The sequence below is a fragment of the Nitrospira sp. genome (assembly GCA_016715825.1).
Taxonomy (GTDB): Bacteria; Nitrospirota; Nitrospiria; order Nitrospirales; family Nitrospiraceae; genus Nitrospira_D.
In genome coordinates, this window is sequence record JADJXO010000002.1 from 414062 (window position 1) to 433356 (window position 19295).

At 56.8% G+C, this 19295-nt stretch carries 22 protein-coding genes and 1 pseudogene; 22 read left to right on the forward strand and 1 reads right to left on the reverse strand.

The window, feature by feature from the left end; translation table 11 throughout:
* Positions 1–3: 3 nt before the first annotated feature.
* A complete protein-coding gene (locus tag IPM58_08035) occupies positions 4–342 on the reverse strand; it encodes a hypothetical protein (protein ID MBK9307023.1) in 339 nt (112 codons plus the stop codon).
* A 471-nt stretch (positions 343–813) separates the two neighbouring features.
* Between IPM58_08035 and IPM58_08040 the strand changes: the two genes are divergently transcribed.
* From IPM58_08040 to IPM58_08145, 22 genes and pseudogenes are all read left to right on the forward strand, one after another.
* On the forward strand, positions 814–1305 hold the full coding sequence (locus IPM58_08040) for a PH domain-containing protein (protein MBK9307024.1): 492 nt from the start codon (positions 814–816) through the stop codon (positions 1303–1305).
* A 160-nt stretch (positions 1306–1465) separates the two neighbouring features.
* On the forward strand, positions 1466–1912 hold the full coding sequence (locus tag IPM58_08045; protein MBK9307025.1) for an archease: 447 nt from the start codon (positions 1466–1468) through the stop codon (positions 1910–1912).
* Positions 1913–1985: 73 nt separating this feature from the next.
* Positions 1986–3415: pseudogene (locus IPM58_08050) on the forward strand (RtcB family protein).
* A 33-nt stretch (positions 3416–3448) separates the two neighbouring features.
* On the forward strand, positions 3449–4597 hold the full coding sequence (locus tag IPM58_08055) for a 4Fe-4S dicluster domain-containing protein (protein ID MBK9307026.1): 1149 nt from the start codon (positions 3449–3451) through the stop codon (positions 4595–4597).
* Between the two features lie 23 nt (positions 4598–4620).
* Positions 4621–5454 (forward strand): FAD/NAD(P)-binding protein, encoded by an 834-nt coding sequence (locus IPM58_08060; GenBank protein MBK9307027.1) that lies wholly within the window; start codon positions 4621–4623, stop codon positions 5452–5454.
* Between the two features lie 9 nt (positions 5455–5463).
* Positions 5464–6288, forward strand: a complete 825-nt coding sequence (locus IPM58_08065) for a hypothetical protein (protein ID MBK9307028.1) — start codon at positions 5464–5466, stop codon at positions 6286–6288.
* A gap of 30 nt (positions 6289–6318) precedes the next feature.
* On the forward strand, positions 6319–7629 hold the full coding sequence (locus IPM58_08070) for a Ni/Fe hydrogenase subunit alpha (protein MBK9307029.1): 1311 nt from the start codon (positions 6319–6321) through the stop codon (positions 7627–7629).
* 50 nt (positions 7630–7679) lie between these two features.
* Positions 7680–8105 (forward strand): hydrogenase maturation protease, encoded by a 426-nt coding sequence (locus IPM58_08075; protein MBK9307030.1) that lies wholly within the window; start codon positions 7680–7682, stop codon positions 8103–8105.
* Positions 8098–8451, forward strand: coding sequence for a hydrogenase maturation nickel metallochaperone HypA (locus IPM58_08080; GenBank protein MBK9307031.1), 354 nt, complete (start codon positions 8098–8100; stop codon positions 8449–8451). Before IPM58_08075 ends, IPM58_08080 begins: the two co-directional genes overlap by 8 nt.
* Positions 8448–10811 carry a carbamoyltransferase HypF gene (hypF, locus tag IPM58_08085; GenBank protein ID MBK9307032.1) on the forward strand — a complete coding sequence of 788 codons (2364 nt, stop codon included), beginning with the start codon at positions 8448–8450 and terminating at the stop codon, positions 10809–10811. The genes IPM58_08080 and hypF overlap by 4 nt, the downstream gene beginning before the upstream one ends.
* A gap of 123 nt (positions 10812–10934) precedes the next feature.
* Complete coding sequence (locus tag IPM58_08090) at positions 10935–11183, forward strand: HypC/HybG/HupF family hydrogenase formation chaperone (protein MBK9307033.1); 249 nt, start codon at positions 10935–10937, stop codon at positions 11181–11183.
* A gap of 196 nt (positions 11184–11379) precedes the next feature.
* Positions 11380–11862: a thermonuclease family protein gene (locus IPM58_08095; GenBank protein MBK9307034.1), complete on the forward strand. Its 483-nt coding sequence runs from the start codon at positions 11380–11382 to the stop codon at positions 11860–11862.
* A 37-nt stretch (positions 11863–11899) separates the two neighbouring features.
* On the forward strand, positions 11900–12280 hold the full coding sequence (locus IPM58_08100; GenBank protein MBK9307035.1) for a cupin domain-containing protein: 381 nt from the start codon (positions 11900–11902) through the stop codon (positions 12278–12280).
* Positions 12273–12422 carry an addiction module protein gene (locus IPM58_08105; protein ID MBK9307036.1) on the forward strand — a complete coding sequence of 50 codons (150 nt, stop codon included), beginning with the start codon at positions 12273–12275 and terminating at the stop codon, positions 12420–12422. The genes IPM58_08100 and IPM58_08105 overlap by 8 nt, the downstream gene beginning before the upstream one ends.
* A 93-nt stretch (positions 12423–12515) precedes the next feature.
* Positions 12516–12722 carry a type II toxin-antitoxin system HicB family antitoxin gene (locus tag IPM58_08110; protein ID MBK9307037.1) on the forward strand — a complete coding sequence of 69 codons (207 nt, stop codon included), beginning with the start codon at positions 12516–12518 and terminating at the stop codon, positions 12720–12722.
* A complete protein-coding gene (locus tag IPM58_08115; protein MBK9307038.1) occupies positions 12722–12928 on the forward strand; it encodes a type II toxin-antitoxin system HicA family toxin in 207 nt (68 codons plus the stop codon). The genes IPM58_08110 and IPM58_08115 overlap by 1 nt, the downstream gene beginning before the upstream one ends.
* 1600 nt (positions 12929–14528) lie before the next feature.
* Positions 14529–15638 carry a hydrogenase formation protein HypD gene (gene hypD / locus IPM58_08120; protein MBK9307039.1) on the forward strand — a complete coding sequence of 370 codons (1110 nt, stop codon included), beginning with the start codon at positions 14529–14531 and terminating at the stop codon, positions 15636–15638.
* 133 nt (positions 15639–15771) lie between these two features.
* Entirely contained in the window at positions 15772–16827 is a 1056-nt protein-coding gene (gene hypE, locus IPM58_08125; GenBank protein ID MBK9307040.1) for a hydrogenase expression/formation protein HypE, read from the forward strand.
* Positions 16828–17076: 249 nt separating this feature from the next.
* Positions 17077–17445, forward strand: coding sequence for a cytochrome c (locus IPM58_08130; protein MBK9307041.1), 369 nt, complete (start codon positions 17077–17079; stop codon positions 17443–17445).
* A gap of 63 nt (positions 17446–17508) precedes the next feature.
* Complete coding sequence (locus IPM58_08135; protein MBK9307042.1) at positions 17509–17808, forward strand: hypothetical protein; 300 nt, start codon at positions 17509–17511, stop codon at positions 17806–17808.
* A 124-nt stretch (positions 17809–17932) separates the two neighbouring features.
* A complete protein-coding gene (locus IPM58_08140) occupies positions 17933–18337 on the forward strand; it encodes a hypothetical protein (GenBank protein MBK9307043.1) in 405 nt (134 codons plus the stop codon).
* A gap of 47 nt (positions 18338–18384) precedes the next feature.
* Complete coding sequence (locus IPM58_08145) at positions 18385–19242, forward strand: prohibitin family protein (GenBank protein MBK9307044.1); 858 nt, start codon at positions 18385–18387, stop codon at positions 19240–19242.
* The last annotated feature ends 53 nt before the right edge of the window (positions 19243–19295 follow it).

Genomic DNA, 19295 nt, shown 5'->3' on the forward strand with positions numbered 1-19295 from the left:
TCCTTATCGAACCTGAATGGATTGGGCGATCAAACCGACAGACGTCTTCAGATAGGTGATATTCGCCGTTTCACCGACTTGGACATCGGCTAATAGAGCGGCCTCTTTCCCCTTCATAATCGTTGTATCAGCCGATACACGGGCTCCGACAATGAGTTCTACCTCATTAGGGAGCACGACTTCTACTACGATGATCTGAGGATCCGCGTCGACATTCACGGCGACCACTGTCCCCTGGACCGTTCGCTGGATTTCCTCTGTCAAAGAACTCGCGACGGTCATTGAGGTACCGGCCAATCCACAGGCTAACGCCACGGCAAGCAGACACGCGTTCGTGTTCATAAGAAACCACCTTCGCTTCCGTACCGACGATTCGGTACGGCATCTCCCAATCGCGTATGAAACCTTGGCAAGAAGAGCGCCACGGAATGCGACGAAGAGGAATTGTACGTAACTTGTTGAAAACACCAACGGTCGAAAGGAATTGGTGATATCGGACGTGAATCTCGCTGAGGAAATCCGCTACAACGCTCCAGGCCAGATGTTGCGAAATGGCACATGGATGCTTAGACCAGCGAAAGCTCAGTAAGTCTCGCCTCTCCGAGTTCCAGGTCTTGGCGGTCCCTCGAAGTCGGCTGGTTTGTTCTGTAGAGTACCGCTCAAGCTCACGAGGAAGATGATGGCGCTGCTGGCACCTCACTTGCTCTTTCACATTGCGGCACGCGTTGTCGGATCTTGGCTCTGGTGCGCACTCGTTTCCGGAGCTCCCTTTCGGTACTTTCGGCGTAAGTGGGTCAACAAGGTGAAGCGAAGATGGATTCCGTCATGGACGGACAGAAACAGGATCGATTGGTAGTTTGGGAAACGTTTCCCTCCTGGGCACAGTTCAGTTGGCTCTACCTCATGAGCGCTCTCGCCGCTCTGCGCGGGGGATTGTTTTATAGATTCGGCGTGGGGGGATGGGAGATGTGGGTGATAGGGGCCGTGATCCTGCTTGCCTGCGCTGCAATCGTGAGACACTGGGTGCACTATGAACTCACGAGGGAGCAGGTCCTGGTGCGGAACGGCTATACGGGTCGGGTGATTCAATCCATTCCTCTGAGTAATCTTCGCGGTGTGACGATGCGGCAAGGTCTCGTCGCACAATACTTCGGAATCGCGACGCTGGTCATTCATTCGCGCACTCCCGATCAAACTCTCTCATTACGGGGAGTGTACGATCCCGAGCAAGTGAAAATTCGTATCGAAGCCCTGGCGTGGAAGCATCAGCGAACGACCGAGAACTCACAGCCTGATGACACATGATCGGGTGGTGACGTCATCGGACTCACAGGCAACGCATTTGGAGTAGAGATTGCGTTCAAGTATCGTATAGGAATAGTTGCCGTCACGTGATGTAGACAGGCGAGAAGAACAAGTCTTCTCATAAGCCAGTATTCCTGCTGAACTTGAGAGAGGGCCGATTATGCAGTCCCCTGGTTCCGATGTCGGTCCGGACACATGTTGGGAACATTTCCCGCATGAGGCCGATATCGGTGTGCGGGGGATTGGTTCGACCAAAGAGGCAGCGTTCGAAAACGCAGGACTGGCACTGACCGCGGTCATCACAGATCCGGCTTCTGTTGCTCCCAGGCAGGCCGTGGCTATCATTTGCCAAGCGCCTGATGAGGAGCTGCTGCTTGTCGATTGGCTGAATGCGCTTATCTACGAAATGGCGACGAGGAAGATGCTGTTTAGTCGATTCACCGTCCGCTTCAACGACCATTCATTGCACGCGACGGTCTGGGGAGAGCTCATCGAGGTAGCAAGACATCAACCGGCCGTCGAAGTCAAAGGTGCAACCTATACAGAGTTGGCCGTAACGCGAGATAAGCAGAGGCGATGGATCGTCCAATGTGTGGTAGACGTGTAGCAGCCTGTCGGCAATCCTGGGACGTTCCGTTGTTTCTTGCAGCGAGGCAGTCCAATGCGGACATGAGGTGGTGATGGATCTCAATCGCTTGCAACAACGTGGGCGTGACGAATGGCACATCTCTCCGCATGGCAAGATGCGTGTGCCGGGCGTGATCTACGCCACCGAAGCGTTGATTCGCGATATGGACGAGAAGGTGTACGAACAAGTGACCAACGTAGCCACGTTGCCCGGCATCGTCAAGCGTCCTATGCGATGCCGGATGCCCATTGGGGTTATGGGTTTCCCATCGGCGGGGTCGCCGCGTTCGATCCCGATCTCGGAGGCGTCGTGTCAGCGGGCGGCGTGGGCTTCGACATTTCCTGCGGAGTCCGTCTGCTCCGAACCGGGTTGACGGTCGAAGAGGTCCAGCCGGTGAAAGACCGCTTGGCGGACTTCTTGTATCACCGCATTCCGGCCGGCGTGGGAAGCACGGGAAAAGTTCGTTTGGATACGAATGACATGGATGCCATGCTGGCCGGGGGCGCCCGGTGGGCCGTGGGAAAGGGCTATGGGGCGCATGAAGATCTGGAGTTCATCGAAGAACACGGCTGCATGGCCGGCGCCGAACCTGAGCATGTCTCAGACCATGCCAAGAGGCGTCAGCAGGATGAAATGGGGACGCTCGGTTCCGGGAATCACTATCTCGAAGTGCAACAGGTCGTGACGGTGCATGACGCAGAGGTTGGCGCGGCCTTCGGAGTGCGCGAAGGCGATGTTGTCGTGAGCATCCATTGCGGCTCGCGAGGACTTGGCCATCAGATCGGCACCGAGTTTCTGAAGAGCATGGTCACGAGCGCGGCGCGGCACCACATCGAACTGCCTGATCGTGAGCTAGCCTGCGCTCCAATTAATTCTGACGTAGGGCAGGAATATCTCGGGGCAATGCGAGCGGCGATCAACTGTGCGCTGGCCAACCGGCAGATCCTCACGCATCTCGTTAGAGAAGTGTTTGCAGACCTGCTGCCGCAGTCCCAGCTCTCGTTGCTGTATGATGTCTCCCACAACACCTGCAAGGTCGAGGATCATGTTGTGGATGGGACACCGACTCGCCTGTTCGTCCATCGCAAGGGGGCGACGCGTGCATTCGGTCCCGGCCACCTCGAGCTTCCCCCTTCTCTGAGAGCCGTGGGACAGCCGGTCCTGATCGGTGGCACGATGGGAACCGCATCGTATGTGCTTGTGGGTACGGAGGAGAGCATGGCGCTGGCCTATGGGTCGGCCTGTCATGGAGCCGGTCGAAGCATGAGTCGCCACCAAGCGCTTCGACGGTGGCAGGGGCGTGACGTGGTCAAGGACTTGGAAAGCCGCGGCATCCTGATTCGTAGTCCATCGATGCGCGGGATTGCTGAAGAAGCACCTGGTGCCTACAAAGATGTGCGCGAAGTAGTCGACGCGGCGGATGATGCGAAGCTGGCAAAGAAAGTGGCAAGGCTGGAACCGCTCGTCTGCGTCAAGGGGTGACAGGGTATGCATCGAGCGGAACGAAAGGCGGACATGGGAACTGTCTCGGAAACGGGCGCGGTCCTACCGGCAACTGGCTTCCAACGATTGCTCGAAGGGTTGAGCGCGAAGGGGTATCGAGTGGTCGGGCCCACGGTGCGAGAAGGGGCCGTTGTCTGGGAGACGATCCGGCTGGTGTCGGACCTGCCGATCGGCTGGCGTGATCAGCAGGAACCGGGACGCTACCGGCTGGAGCAGAGCGGTTCCGACGAGATCTTCGGCGTCGTCCATGGACCGCAATCGCTGAAGCCGTTGGTCTTCGCACCGCGTGAGCCGCTTTTGCAGATCGAACGGAGCAAGGACGGATTCACCGCTCATCCGACGCCTCCTCAATCAGAGAAAGTGGCTGTCATCGGCGCCCGTGCCTGTGATCTCGCTGGACTAGCTATTCAGGATCGAATCTTTCTGGAAAATGCGTATCGCGATCCCTACTACGCGGCCCGCCGTGAGGGACTCTTCCTGGTTGCCGTGAACTGTACCAGGTCGCTACAGACGTGCTTCTGCGCATCGATGGAAACCGGCCCTCGAGCCCACAGTGGCTTTGATCTTGTGTTGACGCAGGTGGACGACAGCTTCTTGGTTGAAGCAGGCAGCGAGGCGGGCCGTGATCTTCTGTCAGGCCTCTCGCTGCCCCCTGCTTCCGAAGACCTCACTGGTGAAGCCGGTGGGCGTATCGAAGCCTGTGCTCGGAGCCAAGTCCGACGATTAGATCGCGCGCGCTTGCCGCAAGCCCTCTACGATGCCCACGAACATCCTCGATGGGACGAGGTTGCGGGGCGCTGTCTTGCCTGTACCAATTGCACGATGGTCTGCCCGACCTGCTTCTGTCATACGGTCGAGGAAACGCCGGACCTTTTGGATCAACACAGCGCTCATGTCCGATTGTGGGATTCCTGCTTCACGCAACAGCATGGATATATCCACGGAAAAAACATCCGTCCGACGATCAAGGATCGGTACCGGATGTGGTTGACGCATAAGCTCGCATCGTGGATCGACCAATTCGGCACGTCCGGCTGCGTCGGTTGCGGTCGATGCATCACCTGGTGCCCGGTGGGGATCGACTTAACCGAGGAATTGCCGGCGTTGCTGACGTCGGGCGTCCAGTCGTCAATCGCAAGTCAACAAGCGATGCGTCCGTAGCTGTGGTGGCAAAGGCGTGTTCAATGATCAATCCGTATCTGATCCATCCGGCGACGATCGTGGAGAAGATCCGAGAATCCGATGACATCAATACGTACCGTTTGCAGCTTGTCGATGAGGGCACCCGACGCCTATTTCGATTCCAGGCCGGACAGTTCAATATGGTTTATCAGTTTGGAGTCGGCGAGGTGGCGATTTCCATCGTGTCCGACCCGGATGCACCGGAGTTACTCGACCATACTATCCGTGCCGTGGGCCGAACCACGAAGGCGATCGCCGCTCTTCAGCCTGGTGATACCCTAGGCATCCGTGGTCCGTTTGGAGAAGGGTGGCCGCTGGAAGAGGCGAAGGGGCGGAACGTCGTGATCGTCACCGGTGGTCTGGGCTGTGCACCGGTCGTCGGGGCGATTGAGTACATCTTCCGACGGCGCGAGGAGTATGGTTCGGTCAAGATCCTTCACGGTGTGAAGACACCGCACGATCTCCTGTACCGTGAACGGTTCGATCACTGGCGCCGCGCTCCCGATACGGAAGTGCTGCTGACCAGCGACCAGCCGGGCAAGACCTGGAGCTATCACATCGGTGTGGTGACCGAGTTGTTCGAGGGCGTCACGATCGATCCAGCGAAGAGCATCGTCCTGATGTGCGGGCCTGAAATCATGATGCGCCTTGGCGTGCCGATTCTGATGAGGCGCGGGATTCCGGCGACGGCCGTCTATGTGTCGCTCGAACGGCATATGGAATGCGGTATCGGTCTGTGCGGTCATTGTCAGATGGGTCCGTACTTCCTGTGCAAAGACGGTCCGGTTATGCGCTACGATCGAGTCGAACCGTGGTTGGGCCGAACAGGAGTGTGAGGGGCAACCATGTCTAAGCCGGACGCGCAGCGACAACGGCCAAGGTTGGCCGTTGTCAAGTTCGCCTCCTGCGACGGGTGTCAGCTCAGCATCCTGAATCTTGAGGAGGACCTCCTTGCTATAGGACAGGCGCTCGATCTTGCCTATTTCCCCGAAGCCTCCAGCGACATGAAGCCTGGCCCGTATGACATCACGCTGGTTGAAGGGTCGATCACCACTGCAGAGGATGCCCATCGAATTCTTGAGTTGCGGCAACAGACGAAGGTGTTGATCACGATCGGGGCCTGTGCAACGGCCGGTGGGATTCAAGCCCTGCGCAACTGGGCCGATGTCGAATCGTTCAAGCAGGCCGTGTACCCCAGCCCGGAATATATTCAGAGCCTCAGCACATCCACGCCCATTTCGGAACATGTCCATGTGGATTTCGAGCTATGGGGCTGTCCGATCGATAAGCATCAGCTGCTTCGTGTCATTACCGATCTCGTGATCGGAGTCCAGCCTCGTCTGCCGGGTGATAGTGTGTGCCTGGAGTGTAAGCGGCGAGGAAATATCTGCGTGTTGGTGGCGAAAGGGATACCGTGCCTCGGGCCTGTGACCAGGACCGGTTGTGGGGCCATCTGTCCCGGCATGGGTCGTGATTGCTATGGCTGTTTTGGGCCATGCGAGGGGGAACGGAAAGGACCAGGCCTTCCACCCAACACGGCCTCGCTCGCCACGCGGTTTCATCATGAGCTGCAACTGATTCCGGTCGAGGTGATGCGCCGTTTTCGCGGCATCAACGGGTCTGTGTCGCCCTTTCGCGAGGAGAGCGAGATCTGGGAAGAAAAGACGTGAGGTTCCTCTCCAGCGAACATAGAGGAATGAATGCCTGAAGAAACAACACAAACGAGGACGATTGCCGTCGACATGGTCGCCCGCGTGGAGGGTGAGGGTGCGCTTCATGTCACGGTGAAGGGCGATGCGGTCGAGGATGTAGCGCTCAAGATCTTCGAGCCCCCCCGGTTTTTTGAAGCCTTCTTGCGGGGGCGGCATTACGAGGAAGTGCCGGATATCGTCGCCCGCATTTGCGGGATCTGCCCGATTGCGTACCAGATGAGTGCGGTCCATGCACTTGAGCAGATTTTCGGCCTGCGTGTCGAAGGTGCGTTGCGCGATCTGCGGCGCCTTATCTATTGCGGCGAGTGGATCGAAAGCCACGCGCTGCATGTGTATCTGCTGCAGGCTCCGGATTTCCTCGGCTACGAGAGCGGCATCGCCATGGCGAAGGACCATGGGGCGGTGGTGTCTCGAGGCTTGCGGCTCAAGAAGGCCGGCAACGCGATCATGACGTTGCTCGGCGGGCGCTCAGTGCATCCGGTCTCCGTGAAGGTCGGCGGCTTTTCGCGCGTGCCGTTGCGACGCGAGCTGGAGGGGCTGAAAGACGAACTCTTGTGGGCCCGCGATGCGGCGGTCGAGACCATGCGATGGGTCGCAGGGTTCGACTATCCGGAGTTTACGCCCGACTACAATTACGTGGCGCTCCGTCACCCGGATGAGTATCCGTTCAATGAAGGGCAGATCGTCGCCTCCAGTGGTCTGCAACTCGCGGTGACCGAGTTCGAGGAACATTTCACCGAACACCAAGTCAGCTATTCCACCGCCCTCCACTGTGCGCTGCATGGATTGCCCTATCTGGTCGGTCCGCTGGCTCGTCTAAACCTGAATCAGGAGCAGTTGACACCGTTGATCAAGCAGATCTTGGCTGACCAGGGGATCGTGCTACCCTTGCGGAATCCGTTCCACGGGATCATCGCGCGTTCGGTCGAAATCCTCTACGCACTGGAAGAATCGTTACGACTCATCGAGCGGTACGAACTTCCGGCGGTCTCGATAGCGCCCGTCGTCGTTCGAGCGGGGACCGGCATGGCCTGTACGGAAGCACCCAGAGGGATTCTCTATCATAGGTACCATGTGGACGACGACGGCGTAGTCCGAGAGGCCAAGATTGTTCCACCGACTTCACAGAATCAATCTCGCATCGAACAGGATTTGCGTCTCTTTCTGCCGCGTCTCTTGCATCTTCCCGATAAGGAAGCGGCACGTGGGTGCGAGCGAGTCATTCGCTGCTATGATCCCTGTATCTCCTGCGCAACACATTTCCTGAATCTAGAGATCAAGCGAGAGAGCGGTACGTGAAGAACGACTGCTCTTGCTCCTCCATTCGGATCATCGGCCTCGGGAACCTCATGAGAGGAGATGATGCAGTCGGTCTCCTGGCGGCCAGCCGACTCCGCCAGGACCTAGGAGACCGCGCCGAGGTAATCGAGGCGGAGATGGTCGGAGTCGACATCGTGGAGTTGATGAAAGGGGTGCGTGTTGCGATCCTGATCGACGCAGCCAGAAGCGGGCAGCGTCCTGGGACCATTCATCGCCTCGATGCCTCGACGAGGCCGATCGCGGTGGGGATGTTCCCATCTTCGAGTCATGCGCTCGGGGTATCGGAGGCACTGGAGTTGGCTCGTGTCCTCGGTGTGCTCCCTGAGACGGTGATGGTCTACGGCATCGAAGTTGGGCACACGGAAGCAGGACAGCCGTTGTCCCCTCAGGTCGCCAAAGCATTGGACAAGGTCGTCGAGTTGGTTATCCAAGAATGTGATGCGTGCCATGCATGAACTCCAATTGATGACGCAAGTCGTGAAGGTCGTGGAAACGCGGTTGGGTGGAACAGGAAGCGCGAGGCTCTCCGCCGTGCGACTGAAGGTCAGCGCGCTGTCGCACGTGATGACCCATGACCAGGTCGCATTACAGATGATGTTTGACATGGTTGCTCGCGGCACACAGGCCGAAGGCGCGACGTTGGAGATTATTCCTATCCCAGGGCATGCCTGGTGTCCCGGTTGTACACGAGAGACGACGGTTACAGGACCGGACGATGTGTGCTCTGCTTGCGGAGCCTCGACGGTCGTAGGTTCAGAAGAGCCGGAGGTGGTCGTCCACGAACTGGTAGTACAGCCATGAACGAGTCTGCTCTGCAGCGTGTGCAGATTACGGTGGAAGGAACGGTGCAAGGCGTCGGGTTTCGCCCATTCGCCTATCGGCTTGCACGGGAGCTTGAGCTGGCCGGGTGGGTGGCGAACACAGGGAGTGGTGTCCTGATCGAGGTAGAAGGAGACACCGGAGATATCGAGTCGTTTCTCGGGCGGCTGAAGCAGGAGGCACCGGCTTCAGCCACGATCGAGGCGATGAGCACGAGCATAATTCCAGTAATCGACGAAAAGTACTTCTCCATCGCTCCAGGTACGGAGATCGGTCAGCGGGCTCTTGTGATCCCACCGGACCTGACCACCTGCTCCGACTGCCGTCGCGAACTCGCCGATCCAGGGGACCGTCGCTTTCGATATCCCTTCATCACCTGCACTCAATGCGGACCGCGCTACAGCGTGATCACAGCGGTACCCTACGAACGGTCCAACACGACCATGGCAGAGTTCGAACTGTGTGCAGCTTGTCACGCCGAATATTCTGCCGAGTCGGATCGGCGTTTCCACGCAGAACCGATCGCCTGTTCTACCTGCGGTCCACGAGTGTCGTTGTGGAATGAGCAGGGTCAGGAAATGGCAGTCGGAGAGGACGCCTTACAGCGGGCGGCAGCTTGGCTGAAGCAGGGACTCGTCGTTGCCGTCAAAGGGCTGGGTGGGTTTCAGCTTTGGGTGGACGCAATATCTGATGAGGCCGTCCGGCGGTTACGCGATCGAAAGCGACGGCCGGAGAAGCCCTTTGCCGTGTTGTTTCCTGCCATGGACATGGTTAGAGGCTACTGTGTGGTGTCTTCCGACGAGGAGGCGCTGCTCTGCTCACCGCAAGCACCGATCGTCCTGACATGCAAGCGCCAAGAAACAGATATCGCCGATGCCGTGGCACCGTACAATCCCTATCTCGGTGTAATGTTGCCGACAACGCCGCTCCACCATCTCTTGATGGCGTTGCTCCAGAGGCCCATGGTGGCCACGAGCGGCAACCGCTCCGAGGAACCGATCGTGACAGACGAACGAGAGGCGCTGGTTCGTCTCAAGGGCATTGCCGATGCATTCCTCGTGCATGATCGGTCGATCGCGAGGTCAGTTGATGATTCGGTGGTGTTGGCGATTGATGGTATCCCGGATCGCAACGACAGGGGCGAGACGGGAAAACCCAAGGGCGATGTGATGATCCTTCGCCGGGCGCGAGGCCATGTGCCGCAAGCTATTCGCTGGAGTGATGGTCCGGCAGATGGAGGGCAGGGTCCGATCCTTGCCGTGGGCGGACATCTCAAGAACACCGTCGCCATTCTCACCGGCGACCGTGTCGTACTGAGCCAACATCTCGGCAATCTTTCCACTGTGGAAGCGGATAAAGCCTTCCGACAGGCTATCAGCGATCTCCAACAGCTGCTTCAGGTCACACCGAAGGCCATCGCTTGTGACCTGCACCCGGACTATCGCTCGACTGGTTTCGCACGTGAACTCGCTGCGACTCTGTCTGTCCCGTTTATTCCGGTGCAGCATCACCATGCGCATGTGGCCTCCTGCATGGCGGAACACAAACTCGTCGGTGACGTGTTAGGCATTGCCTGGGACGGGGCCGGCTACGGAGGAAGTGGTCAGGTCTGGGGCGGAGAATTCTTGATCACGAGCTATCGGCAGTTCATGCGGTTTGCCTCCCTCACACCCTTTCGGCTATTGGGTGGAGAAGCAGCCATGAAAGAACCGGGCCGATCTGCCGCTGCGCTGTTATGGGAGCTCATGGGCGAAGAGATGCTGGGGCATCGGCTTCCCTATTGGCAGGTATCACAGGGCCAGCGTGAGAAGTTCGCTAGCCTACTGAAGTTCGGCGTCGCATCGCCTTGGACGACAAGCATGGGGCGACTGTTCGACGCGGTTGCATCTCTCTCAGGGCTCTGCCGTGAAAGCTCGTTTGAAGGGCAAGCGGCTATGGCGGTTCAGTTCGCCGCGGAGCAAGAAGCGGGGGTAAGCGGAGTCATGGGAGAAGGCTATCCGATGGATCTGGTAGCTAGCAATAATCCAGATATCAAGTGGCTGATCGATTGGCGATCTATGGTGAGCGCCATGCTGGAAGATCTTCACAGAGGCCATCGGCTTGAACAGATTGCCGCCCGGTTTCATGCCGGACTTGCTGCGGTGACCGTTCGCGTGGCCCAAGCAGCCGGGTTGCCTCGAGTCGTGTTGACCGGAGGCTGTTTTCAGAATCGGCTGCTTTTGTCGCTCGTCCGGAGACGATTGGAAGAGGCGGGGTTCGAGGTCTATAGTCACAGCCTGGTTCCACCCAACGATGGAGGGCTGTCGCTGGGGCAAGCAGTGATTGCCGCACGTATCTCGTGAAGCGTGAACCGTTCGGGGGTGAACGTTTCTAGTTTCGGGTTTCATGTTTCACGATATGGAGATGGAGATCAGAAACCTGAGACATGGAACTCGCAACGTGAAACGTGAGCGTTAGGAGCGAAGATGTGTCTCGCAGTTCCAGGGCAAGTCCTGAGCATCGATGAGGATGTGCTCCGCACCGCAACGGTGTCGTTCGGCGGAGTGACGAAATCGGTTTCGTTGGCTCTCGTGCCGGAAGCCGGCGTTGGCGACTACGTGATCGTCCATGTCGGCTTTGCCATCAGCAAACTGGACGAGGAGGCAGCCAGACGAACATTGGAGACTTATGCAGAGATGGCGGCTCTTGGGTCGTCAGATACAACCAATGATTAAAGGCGAGACACGGTGTGTTGGTGGATCAACACGGTTTAGAGTGGGCATCGCTGCCGGTTGACCGAGTCGTTGCCTAAGAAACCCAGTCAAAGCTGCTTGCACCTCCGACAACAGCCCTCCTACAATATGGCTCGTTCTTCGAGCCCGGTGTTCAACCATGTCTTACGGACCTCTTACCATTGGAGCGGCACGTCTCATGACGTCACGAGTTCTTCCCCTGGCGCTGGTCTTTTTCTTGAGCACAGCCGAAGCATTTCCCTTCGGTGGCGAAGTGGTTGGAGTTCTTGAAGGGAGCACCATCGAAGTGATGCGCCTCGGGAAGGCGCAACGCATCCACTTACATGGCCTCGACTGTCCCGAGAAGGACCAACCCTACGGCGATGAGGTGAAACCAGCGCTCTCGGCCCTTGTCTTCGCTATGGAAGTCACGGTCGAGCCACGCGGGAAGGACAAGTCCGGGCGAATCCTAGCCGAGGTGCTACTTGCGGACGGGACCAATGTGAATCACACCTTGGTAAAGGAAGGTCGATGCTGGTGGTCTCGGAAGTTTGCACCGAACAACGCTGAACTGGAACGGCTTGAGCTGGAAGCCAGAGAGGCGAAGGTGGGGCTGTGGGAAGACCCAGAACCGATCCCCCCATGGGAGTTCAGGAAGGCCAAACGGAGACGATCCCCCTAGCGTATCAAACTAACCCACCCATTGTGCCGAGACGGGAATGTCGAAAACGACCGCCACGTACTGGAACCCGTTAGCTCCTGACCAGCAGACCCGCTGGACTCCCATCAAGGGCCTGGAAGGGATGGCCGAGGAAATCACACTGAGCATCGATCCCGTGACGGGCGAATACACCAGACTGACTCGCTTCTTGCCTGGCGCGGATACGTCGGCGTTCGGGGGCAAGACCCATTCGTACCCTGAAGAGATTTTTATTGTCAGCGGGCGGCTGTACGACCAGGCTTTCAATCGCTGGCTTGAAGCGGGAGAGTACGCAAGCCGCCCTCCCGGCGAACGTCATGGTCCGTTTAAGACCGAGGTCGGATGTGTGGTGCTCGAGGTGTCATTCCCGAATAGGGTGGTGGGTTCAAAGAATGGCTGATGAGATGTGGGATAGCGGGATTACCCAACCAGATAAGAAACTCGATGATATATGGGCGGAAGAAGCGGAAAGACGACTTGAGGCGTATCGTGGTGGAAATCTCGAAGGTGTTCCGATGGAGGAAGTATTTAAGGATAAATGATGCGCGTCATGTGACGAATGATGCCAAATGGTAGATAAACAGGTGACATTTCAGTAGACTTGCTTGGACACACTGGAATCAAGGGGAGCCGCTATGAAGTTTACGATTACCATCACGCGTGATGAGGACGGAGTATATATCGCTGAATGCCCGGCTATTCCGGGATGTGTTAGCCAAGGCAAGACGGAAGCGGAGGCACAAGCCAACGTGCAGGACGCCATCAAGCAGTGCCTTGAAGTACGTGCCGAGATGGGGATGCCGCTGACCGTCCTCACTCGCCAAGTGGAAGTCATCGCATAATGCCGCCGGTTCCCCTTCTTTCCCCTTCCGACGTTATCAAGATGTTTCAGCGCCATGGCTGGCAAGTTGTTCGCCAGAAAGGCAGCCATATCATCATGACCACTCTCTCCATACCAAGCCACTCGGAAGTTGCGCGAGGCACATTGCGCAGCCTAATTGCAAAGGCGGGACTGACAATCGAACAGTTCCTCGAAGCCTCGAAGTAGGCCAGAGCCAACGATTCTGGCGTTATGCTCGGAACATTCGATGGCGCGTTGACCCAGAAAAAGGGCACGGATCCGGCCACCTTATGCGTGGATTAGCTGCCCATCCTGGCAAAGCGTTCTGTGCCAGGTGACGTTATGGAAGAGACGTAAGCGCGGCAATGGTATTCCAATTCTTCATCGTGCTTGTCGTCTACGTTTCGCGGGCATCATTGACAAACTAAAAGCACTCCTGCCTGACCTATATGAAGACTTCCAGTCCCATCGACCTTCCAGCCATCTTTCTCGGTTCCAAGCTGTTCTGAATGTAGTTATTATTGGATACAGCATTCTTGCTGTTATTGATTCGAGCCGATGTGTGTTTATCAAAACGGGTTCATTGGCTGAGTCGAGAAGTTCCAGAAAATTTATCATATCGAGTTGGCGCAAGACCTATCTTGCTCTGGCATCGACAACGCAGGTAGTCGCAGTTCGGTGATGATATTGTGGGAGGCTGAACTTCTTGACGAAATTCTTTTCAAGGTCGGAGGCAGGAATGGTGGTTCTTCTGCACGGAAATGCCAACGAACCTTTCGGGTGTCGCATTCCCTTTAGGATTCATTCTAGTGTCAGAGAGAACTCCAAGAGATATTGCCAAGATGTTTGATTTCTCGACGCGCACGGTCAGCAGTTGGTCAGCACATGGTGTGCTCATCTCTTACTAATCGGACTCAGCTGCCTGGTTCATCGGCTGGGGCTCAAGACCATCGTTGACTGGAAACGATTTTCGGGACTCTTTCTCAACGAGGTTAGGGCGGTACGCGAGCGGTTTTAGGTAATGCAACTAATTGCTGTCAACCGTTTGTGAGCCAACGTCCGGTTGCAACTTGATTTCCTGCCCAACAATATCGCGACGCACGGCTGATACGAAGGCCCTACCGGCGATTGTCCACCTAAAACCGGGAACTTGAGGTTGAGCTCGAGCTGGAGCGTAGATCATCAAAATTCCTTGGATCGGCGATTCACCCAAAATGGTCTCAGTGAATCGCGAGATGCCGCACCACTTCTTGGAGCGGAGAGTTCCAAGAAGACACAGCCTTGGCGGTCTTGGCGAACCGTGAGGATGACGCGGAACAACGTAGTGCGGGAAATCACGGCTATGAAGTACGTAGATGAGTTTCGCGATCGCGCGGTGGCAGATCGGATCAGGGATCCCCGTGCGGCGGAGGACGATCGGTAGCTGAGCGTGGGGGTGAGGGGCACGAGCCGGAGCTTGGGCATCTCGAGTGCGACACAAACCTCTGGATCAGAAATCCCTATCCGCTTTCTCCAACCTTACAAACTCGATAGCTGGTTACCGATAGACTTTACACTGGTTCATGGGTGAGCGCTGGTAGACGTTCCACTCGACTTCGCCGAGCGGCGCCACAATACCATCTTCGAAAACCAGAGCTTCCGCCAACCTGCCCGGTGCAGTCATTTATAATGGTCATGTCAAGCAACCGGTGAGAACGGTCGATGTGGCAACCTGTTTCTATTACGCCGTGAGAGAGTTATAAGACTGGAAGCAGAGCAAGGGCTCTAGTCATCGTGGGAAGGTTGTGGAGCAACGGGGATCTCGGTCATGAAGTACGTGGATGAGTTTCGCGATCGTGCCGTGGCGGCGGCGTTAACGGAGCGGATCAAGAAAACGGCGCAACGGCCTTGGACGATCATGGAGGTCTGCGGAGGGCAGACCCATGCGATCGTCCGGTTCGGTCTCGATAGCCTGTTGCCGAAAAACCTTGAGCTTGTTCATGGACCAGGCTGTCCGGTCTGTGTGACGTCGGTGTCGCTGATTGACCAAGCCGTCTGTCTCGCCTCAGCGCCAGGCGTGATCTTCTGCTCATTTGGCGATATGTTGCGTGTGCCTGGTTCCCATGGAGATCTGTTCGGCGTGAAGGCGGCGGACGGAGATGTGCGGATCATCTATTCACCATTGGATGCGCTCGAACTGGCTCGCAAGAATCCTGATCGCGAAGTCGTCTGTTTCGCTGTGGGATTCGAGACCACTGCCCCCGCCTGGGCCATGGCGGTCGCGCAAGCAAAGCAGTCGGGCATCACGAACTTCAGTCTGCTGATCGCTCATGTATTGGTGCCGCCGGCGATGGAAGCAATCTTGTCTTCTCCACAGAATCGGATCCAAGGGTTTCTGGCTGCCGGCCATGTCTGCACGGTGATGGGCTATGAGGAGTACGAGGCGATCGCACAGAAGTATCGCGTACCAATCGTCGTGACCGGGTTTGAACCGCTCGATGTGCTTGAAGGTGTGGCCATGTTGGTCAGTCAGTTGGAAGAGGGACGAGTCAAGGTCGAGAATCAGTATGCACGATCCGTCAGCCGGGAGGGGAACCGACAGGCGAGGAGCATCGTCAGTGAAGTCTTTGAACCGGCGCCACGAACTTGGCGAGGAATCGGCGAAATTCCTTCGAGTGGCTTACGCCTCAAGTCTACCTACAGTGACTACGACGCCGAGCTGAAGTTTCACCGCGAACTTGCACAGCTTGCTGAAGGGAAAGAGGATCCAGAGTGCCAAAGTGGGCTGGTTCTCCAGGGCTTGCTCAAGCCGATGGACTGTTCAGCCTTCGGAGTTCGTTGCACTCCGGAGCGACCGTTGGGCGCGCCGATGGTATCGAGCGAAGGGGCCTGCGCCGCGTATTATCGGTACCGACGGAACGTGAAGGGTGAAGGGTGAAGCGTATCGGTCTACGGTTTCAAGTTTCATGTTTGAGGTTTTTGGCTTCTGCACGACTTGAAACTTTGAACTTGAAACCTGAAACTCAGAATCGAGATATGAACGACGCTTCACGAACGACGAGAGAATGATGATGACCAGCAATAAAGCCTTCGAGCCGACTTGCCCACTGCCGCACTCAACGAAGAACATTATTCAGCTTGCCCATGGCGGTGGTGGTCGGCTCATGCAGGAGTTGATTCAAGACGTCTTCGTGCGGGCCTTTCATAATCCTATGCTGGCGCCTCTGCACGACGGCGCAACGTGGCCAGTGGAGAAAGGTACGCTTGCCTTCACCACCGATTCCTATGTGGTGCGCCCGCTGTTTTTCCCTGGGGGTGACATCGGGAGTCTGGCGGTCAATGGTACGATCAACGATCTAGCCATGTGCGGCGCGAAGCCGCTCTATCTGAGTGCGGGATTTATCTTGGAAGAGGGGCTCAGCATGGAGGTGCTGCAGCGAGTCGTGAACTCCATGGCCGAGGCCGCACGAACGGCGGGCGTGCCGATTGTGACGGGCGACACGAAAGTTGTGGATCGCGGCAAAGGCGATGGGATTTTCATCAATACGTCCGGGGTCGGACTGGTCCCGAGTGGTGTTCGTGTGCTGCCGACGTTGATCCAGCCTGGTGATGCGATTCTTGTGAGCGGCGATCTTGGCTCCCATGGCGTGGCGGTGCTCAGCGTGCGGGAAGGACTGACATTCGACGGCCATGTCGAAAGCGATACGACGCCATTGCATCATGTCGTCGCCGACCTGATCGACAGTGGTATCGACATCCATTGCCTGCGCGACCTCACCCGTGGCGGGCTCGCCAGCGTGCTGAATGAACTGGCGGCTGCGGCGAAGATCGGCATGACCGTAGACGAGACGGCCATTCCTGTGAACGAGCCGGTCCGTGGAGCCTGCGAGCTCTTAGGGCTTGATCCACTCTATGTGGCAAATGAAGGACGTTTCGTCGCCATGGTGCCGGCACCGCAGGCTGAGGCCGCGCTTGCCGTGATGCGGCGACATAAGGCGGGGAATCAATCGGCTCACATCGGTATTGTGACGGACAGCGATCCTCTCATGGTTGTCCTACGGACTGTTGTGGGGACGCATCGTGTTCTCGATCTGTTATCGGGTGAGCAACTGCCGCGAATTTGTTAAGTCGCGAATCAAGCTGAGGAACTTCTTCGCACAAGTTGGGTCATTTCTCTTCAGCTGTAGCATTCTGCAACAGTGGCTGACGCTCACCCGTGGAGTTTTTCCCGCTCTCCACGATGCGATTTCTCTGCACGCTTTGCGAAACCCTCATTTTTTCAACAAGGTTCTGCTTCTCAGAAAGAAACTCACGATCTAATCCGATGGCATAATGGTTGCCCCATTGGTTGTCTTAGAGGAGGTAAAGGCGAGGCTATGCTGGCACTATCTAGGGTGTTATTCCTGTTCTTGGCTCTCTCCGGTGTGACCGCTTTGTACGCCGTAGCAGGCGACAAGAGCAGTGGGAACGCGTTGCGCGAACATTACGAGCTACAAGAAGGCAAGCGGCTCTATGAGCAATATTGCCGGTTTTGCCATGGAGACCAGGGGAAAGGGAAGGCCTTTGACGTGACGCCTCCACCGGCGGATCTCACCAGTGCTGCTGTCCAGCAGAAGTCCGATGCCGAGTTGACTCGGACGATTCATGAAGGTGAGCGGGGTACGGCGATGGGGTCCTGGAAATGGGAGCTATCGGAAAAGGACAAGCAGAATGTCTTGCTCTATATCCGGCGGCTGGCTCGATGATCGAAAGCCGCTAATGAACGATTGCTCTGATGGAGTTTTGGTTCAAGACGTGGAGTCACTGATATGACCAATCATGAGAAGCGAAAGAAAATCATTCCATGGATTGCTCCGGAGGAGCGTGTGACCGTGCATTTTCTGGACGAGAAGGACCTCAACGCCGAGGTGACGGGGACGACGGAAGAATTAGTCGACCTCTCGATTGAAACCAAGGCGCCGCATATCAAGCAGCGAGTTTCAGTTCCGCTCAGGCTCACAGAGCTTTCCGAGGATCTGGGACACTACACGCGAGACCCCGAGCGGCCATTGAAACATCGCCGACTCATGTTGATCATCGATCAGAAACGGCCCCCGGTCATCTACTAAGGGGACAGACACCCTTCGTGTTGCTAATAGCAGCCTCCCAAGCCCACTTATTGGGAGAATTCCGCGTAGTACAATCATCACAGGTCCTCAGCGCACAGTTTCAGTATGGAAACGTCTGACACTGATGATCGACACGCCCAGCCATAGATGTGAAAAGAGAAAGAGTCATGGCGATCAAACGATTGCCTCGAGTCGCAGAGGACTCCTGCTGTGCTGCGTCATCGTAGGGGTATTCACCGGATGCGCCTCCACTGAATCGATCGACCTGGATTCTTTTGACCCGTCACACAATCAGACGGAGATCGCCAATTACTATCACAATCAAGCCCTTGCAATGCGCGAGAAGGCCGACGCACAAGCGACGGCTGCTGTGCGTTATGAAGCACTCTTTGGACCAGAGGCCGACTTGGTTTCCGGTGCCAAGTCATTGGCGCACTACTATGAGCAGACCGCACAGGAATTAGAACGAGTGGCGCAAGCGCATGAGGCTGTTGATCGTAAGAAGCGAACGCCTGCGGCTGTTCGGTGAATGGTGAGATTAGCCGGAACGCACACGACAAGAAAGAGGAGGGATCTATGAAACAGTCTTCGATCGTTCGGCTCCTGCTTATGCTGATCCCGCTCCTGATGACCCTTCAGAGTTGCAGTAGTACTGTTTATCCAGGAAGTCGAGGATTGAAGTGGTCTCCCCTGACCAGCGGATTAGCGAAAGAGCCGCTCAAGGAAGGAATCTACTGGCGGGCGCCGTGGAACGACGTCTTGGTCTACGACACGCGATGGAAAAGCTTCCGAGAAAAGGTGGATGCGCTGACTGCGGATGATCTGCCGGTCACCGTCTATGCCACGATTACCATGCGCCCCATACCCGATGAAATCTACTTTCTGGCCCAGGAGGTCGGGCCTGAGTGGTACAAGCAACTCGTGCATCCTCAACTCTTGTCGGCTGTGCGCGGGGTCGTCGCCAACTACTCGATGGTAACGCTTCCGGAGCGCAGCAGCGAAATCGGCAATAAGATCGAAGCCGTCGTCGTCGAAACCCTGAAAGGTCGCCATTTGGATGTCTATAACGTGGCGCTTTCCGAAATGGAATTCTCCCAGATGGTCCTACGGGCCATCGAACAGAAGCAAGCCAAGGAGCAGGAGAAGGAGCAGAAGGACTTTGAAGTGGTCATTGCTCAGCGCAACGCTGAGATTGCGAGGATTCAAGCCAAGGGAGAGGGTGATTCCTTGAAAATTCGTGCGGAGGGTGAGGCCGACAGCATGAGGATTCGCGCGATGGGACAGTCGCAGGCCCAGGAAACCATTACCAAGACACTGACGCCGGACTATTTGAAGTACAAGCTCTATGATAGCCCCAATGCCAAAACGATCATTGTGCCCGACAAGCTCAACGTTCCGCTCATTGTCAATCCGGGTACCGATCAAGCGAGATGAGAGTCGGTTTTGTACCGAATCAGGAAGGAGCCGCGAAGGTGACTCCATCCCCA

Bases quoted from the DNA above. Each gene is read 5' to 3' on its own strand.
- IPM58_08035 (MBK9307023.1), bottom strand. From the start codon at position 342: ATGAACACGAACGCGTGTCTGCTTGCCGTGGCGTTAGCCTGTGGATTG.
- IPM58_08040 (MBK9307024.1), top strand. From the start codon at position 814: ATGGATTCCGTCATGGACGGACAGAAACAGGATCGATTGGTAGTTTGG.
- IPM58_08045 (MBK9307025.1), top strand. From the start codon at position 1,466: ATGCAGTCCCCTGGTTCCGATGTCGGTCCGGACACATGTTGGGAACAT.
- IPM58_08055 (MBK9307026.1), top strand. From the start codon at position 3,449: ATGGGAACTGTCTCGGAAACGGGCGCGGTCCTACCGGCAACTGGCTTC.
- IPM58_08060 (MBK9307027.1), top strand. From the start codon at position 4,621: ATGATCAATCCGTATCTGATCCATCCGGCGACGATCGTGGAGAAGATC.
- IPM58_08065 (MBK9307028.1), top strand. From the start codon at position 5,464: ATGTCTAAGCCGGACGCGCAGCGACAACGGCCAAGGTTGGCCGTTGTC.
- IPM58_08070 (MBK9307029.1), top strand. From the start codon at position 6,319: ATGCCTGAAGAAACAACACAAACGAGGACGATTGCCGTCGACATGGTC.
- IPM58_08075 (MBK9307030.1), top strand. From the start codon at position 7,680: ATGAGAGGAGATGATGCAGTCGGTCTCCTGGCGGCCAGCCGACTCCGC.
- IPM58_08080 (MBK9307031.1), top strand. From the start codon at position 8,098: ATGCATGAACTCCAATTGATGACGCAAGTCGTGAAGGTCGTGGAAACG.
- hypF (MBK9307032.1), top strand. From the start codon at position 8,448: ATGAACGAGTCTGCTCTGCAGCGTGTGCAGATTACGGTGGAAGGAACG.
- IPM58_08090 (MBK9307033.1), top strand. From the start codon at position 10,935: ATGTGTCTCGCAGTTCCAGGGCAAGTCCTGAGCATCGATGAGGATGTG.
- IPM58_08095 (MBK9307034.1), top strand. From the start codon at position 11,380: ATGACGTCACGAGTTCTTCCCCTGGCGCTGGTCTTTTTCTTGAGCACA.
- IPM58_08100 (MBK9307035.1), top strand. From the start codon at position 11,900: ATGTCGAAAACGACCGCCACGTACTGGAACCCGTTAGCTCCTGACCAG.
- IPM58_08105 (MBK9307036.1), top strand. From the start codon at position 12,273: ATGGCTGATGAGATGTGGGATAGCGGGATTACCCAACCAGATAAGAAA.
- IPM58_08110 (MBK9307037.1), top strand. From the start codon at position 12,516: ATGAAGTTTACGATTACCATCACGCGTGATGAGGACGGAGTATATATC.
- IPM58_08115 (MBK9307038.1), top strand. From the start codon at position 12,722: ATGCCGCCGGTTCCCCTTCTTTCCCCTTCCGACGTTATCAAGATGTTT.
- hypD (MBK9307039.1), top strand. From the start codon at position 14,529: ATGAAGTACGTGGATGAGTTTCGCGATCGTGCCGTGGCGGCGGCGTTA.
- hypE (MBK9307040.1), top strand. From the start codon at position 15,772: ATGACCAGCAATAAAGCCTTCGAGCCGACTTGCCCACTGCCGCACTCA.
- IPM58_08130 (MBK9307041.1), top strand. From the start codon at position 17,077: ATGCTGGCACTATCTAGGGTGTTATTCCTGTTCTTGGCTCTCTCCGGT.
- IPM58_08135 (MBK9307042.1), top strand. From the start codon at position 17,509: ATGACCAATCATGAGAAGCGAAAGAAAATCATTCCATGGATTGCTCCG.
- IPM58_08140 (MBK9307043.1), top strand. From the start codon at position 17,933: ATGATCGACACGCCCAGCCATAGATGTGAAAAGAGAAAGAGTCATGGC.
- IPM58_08145 (MBK9307044.1), top strand. From the start codon at position 18,385: ATGAAACAGTCTTCGATCGTTCGGCTCCTGCTTATGCTGATCCCGCTC.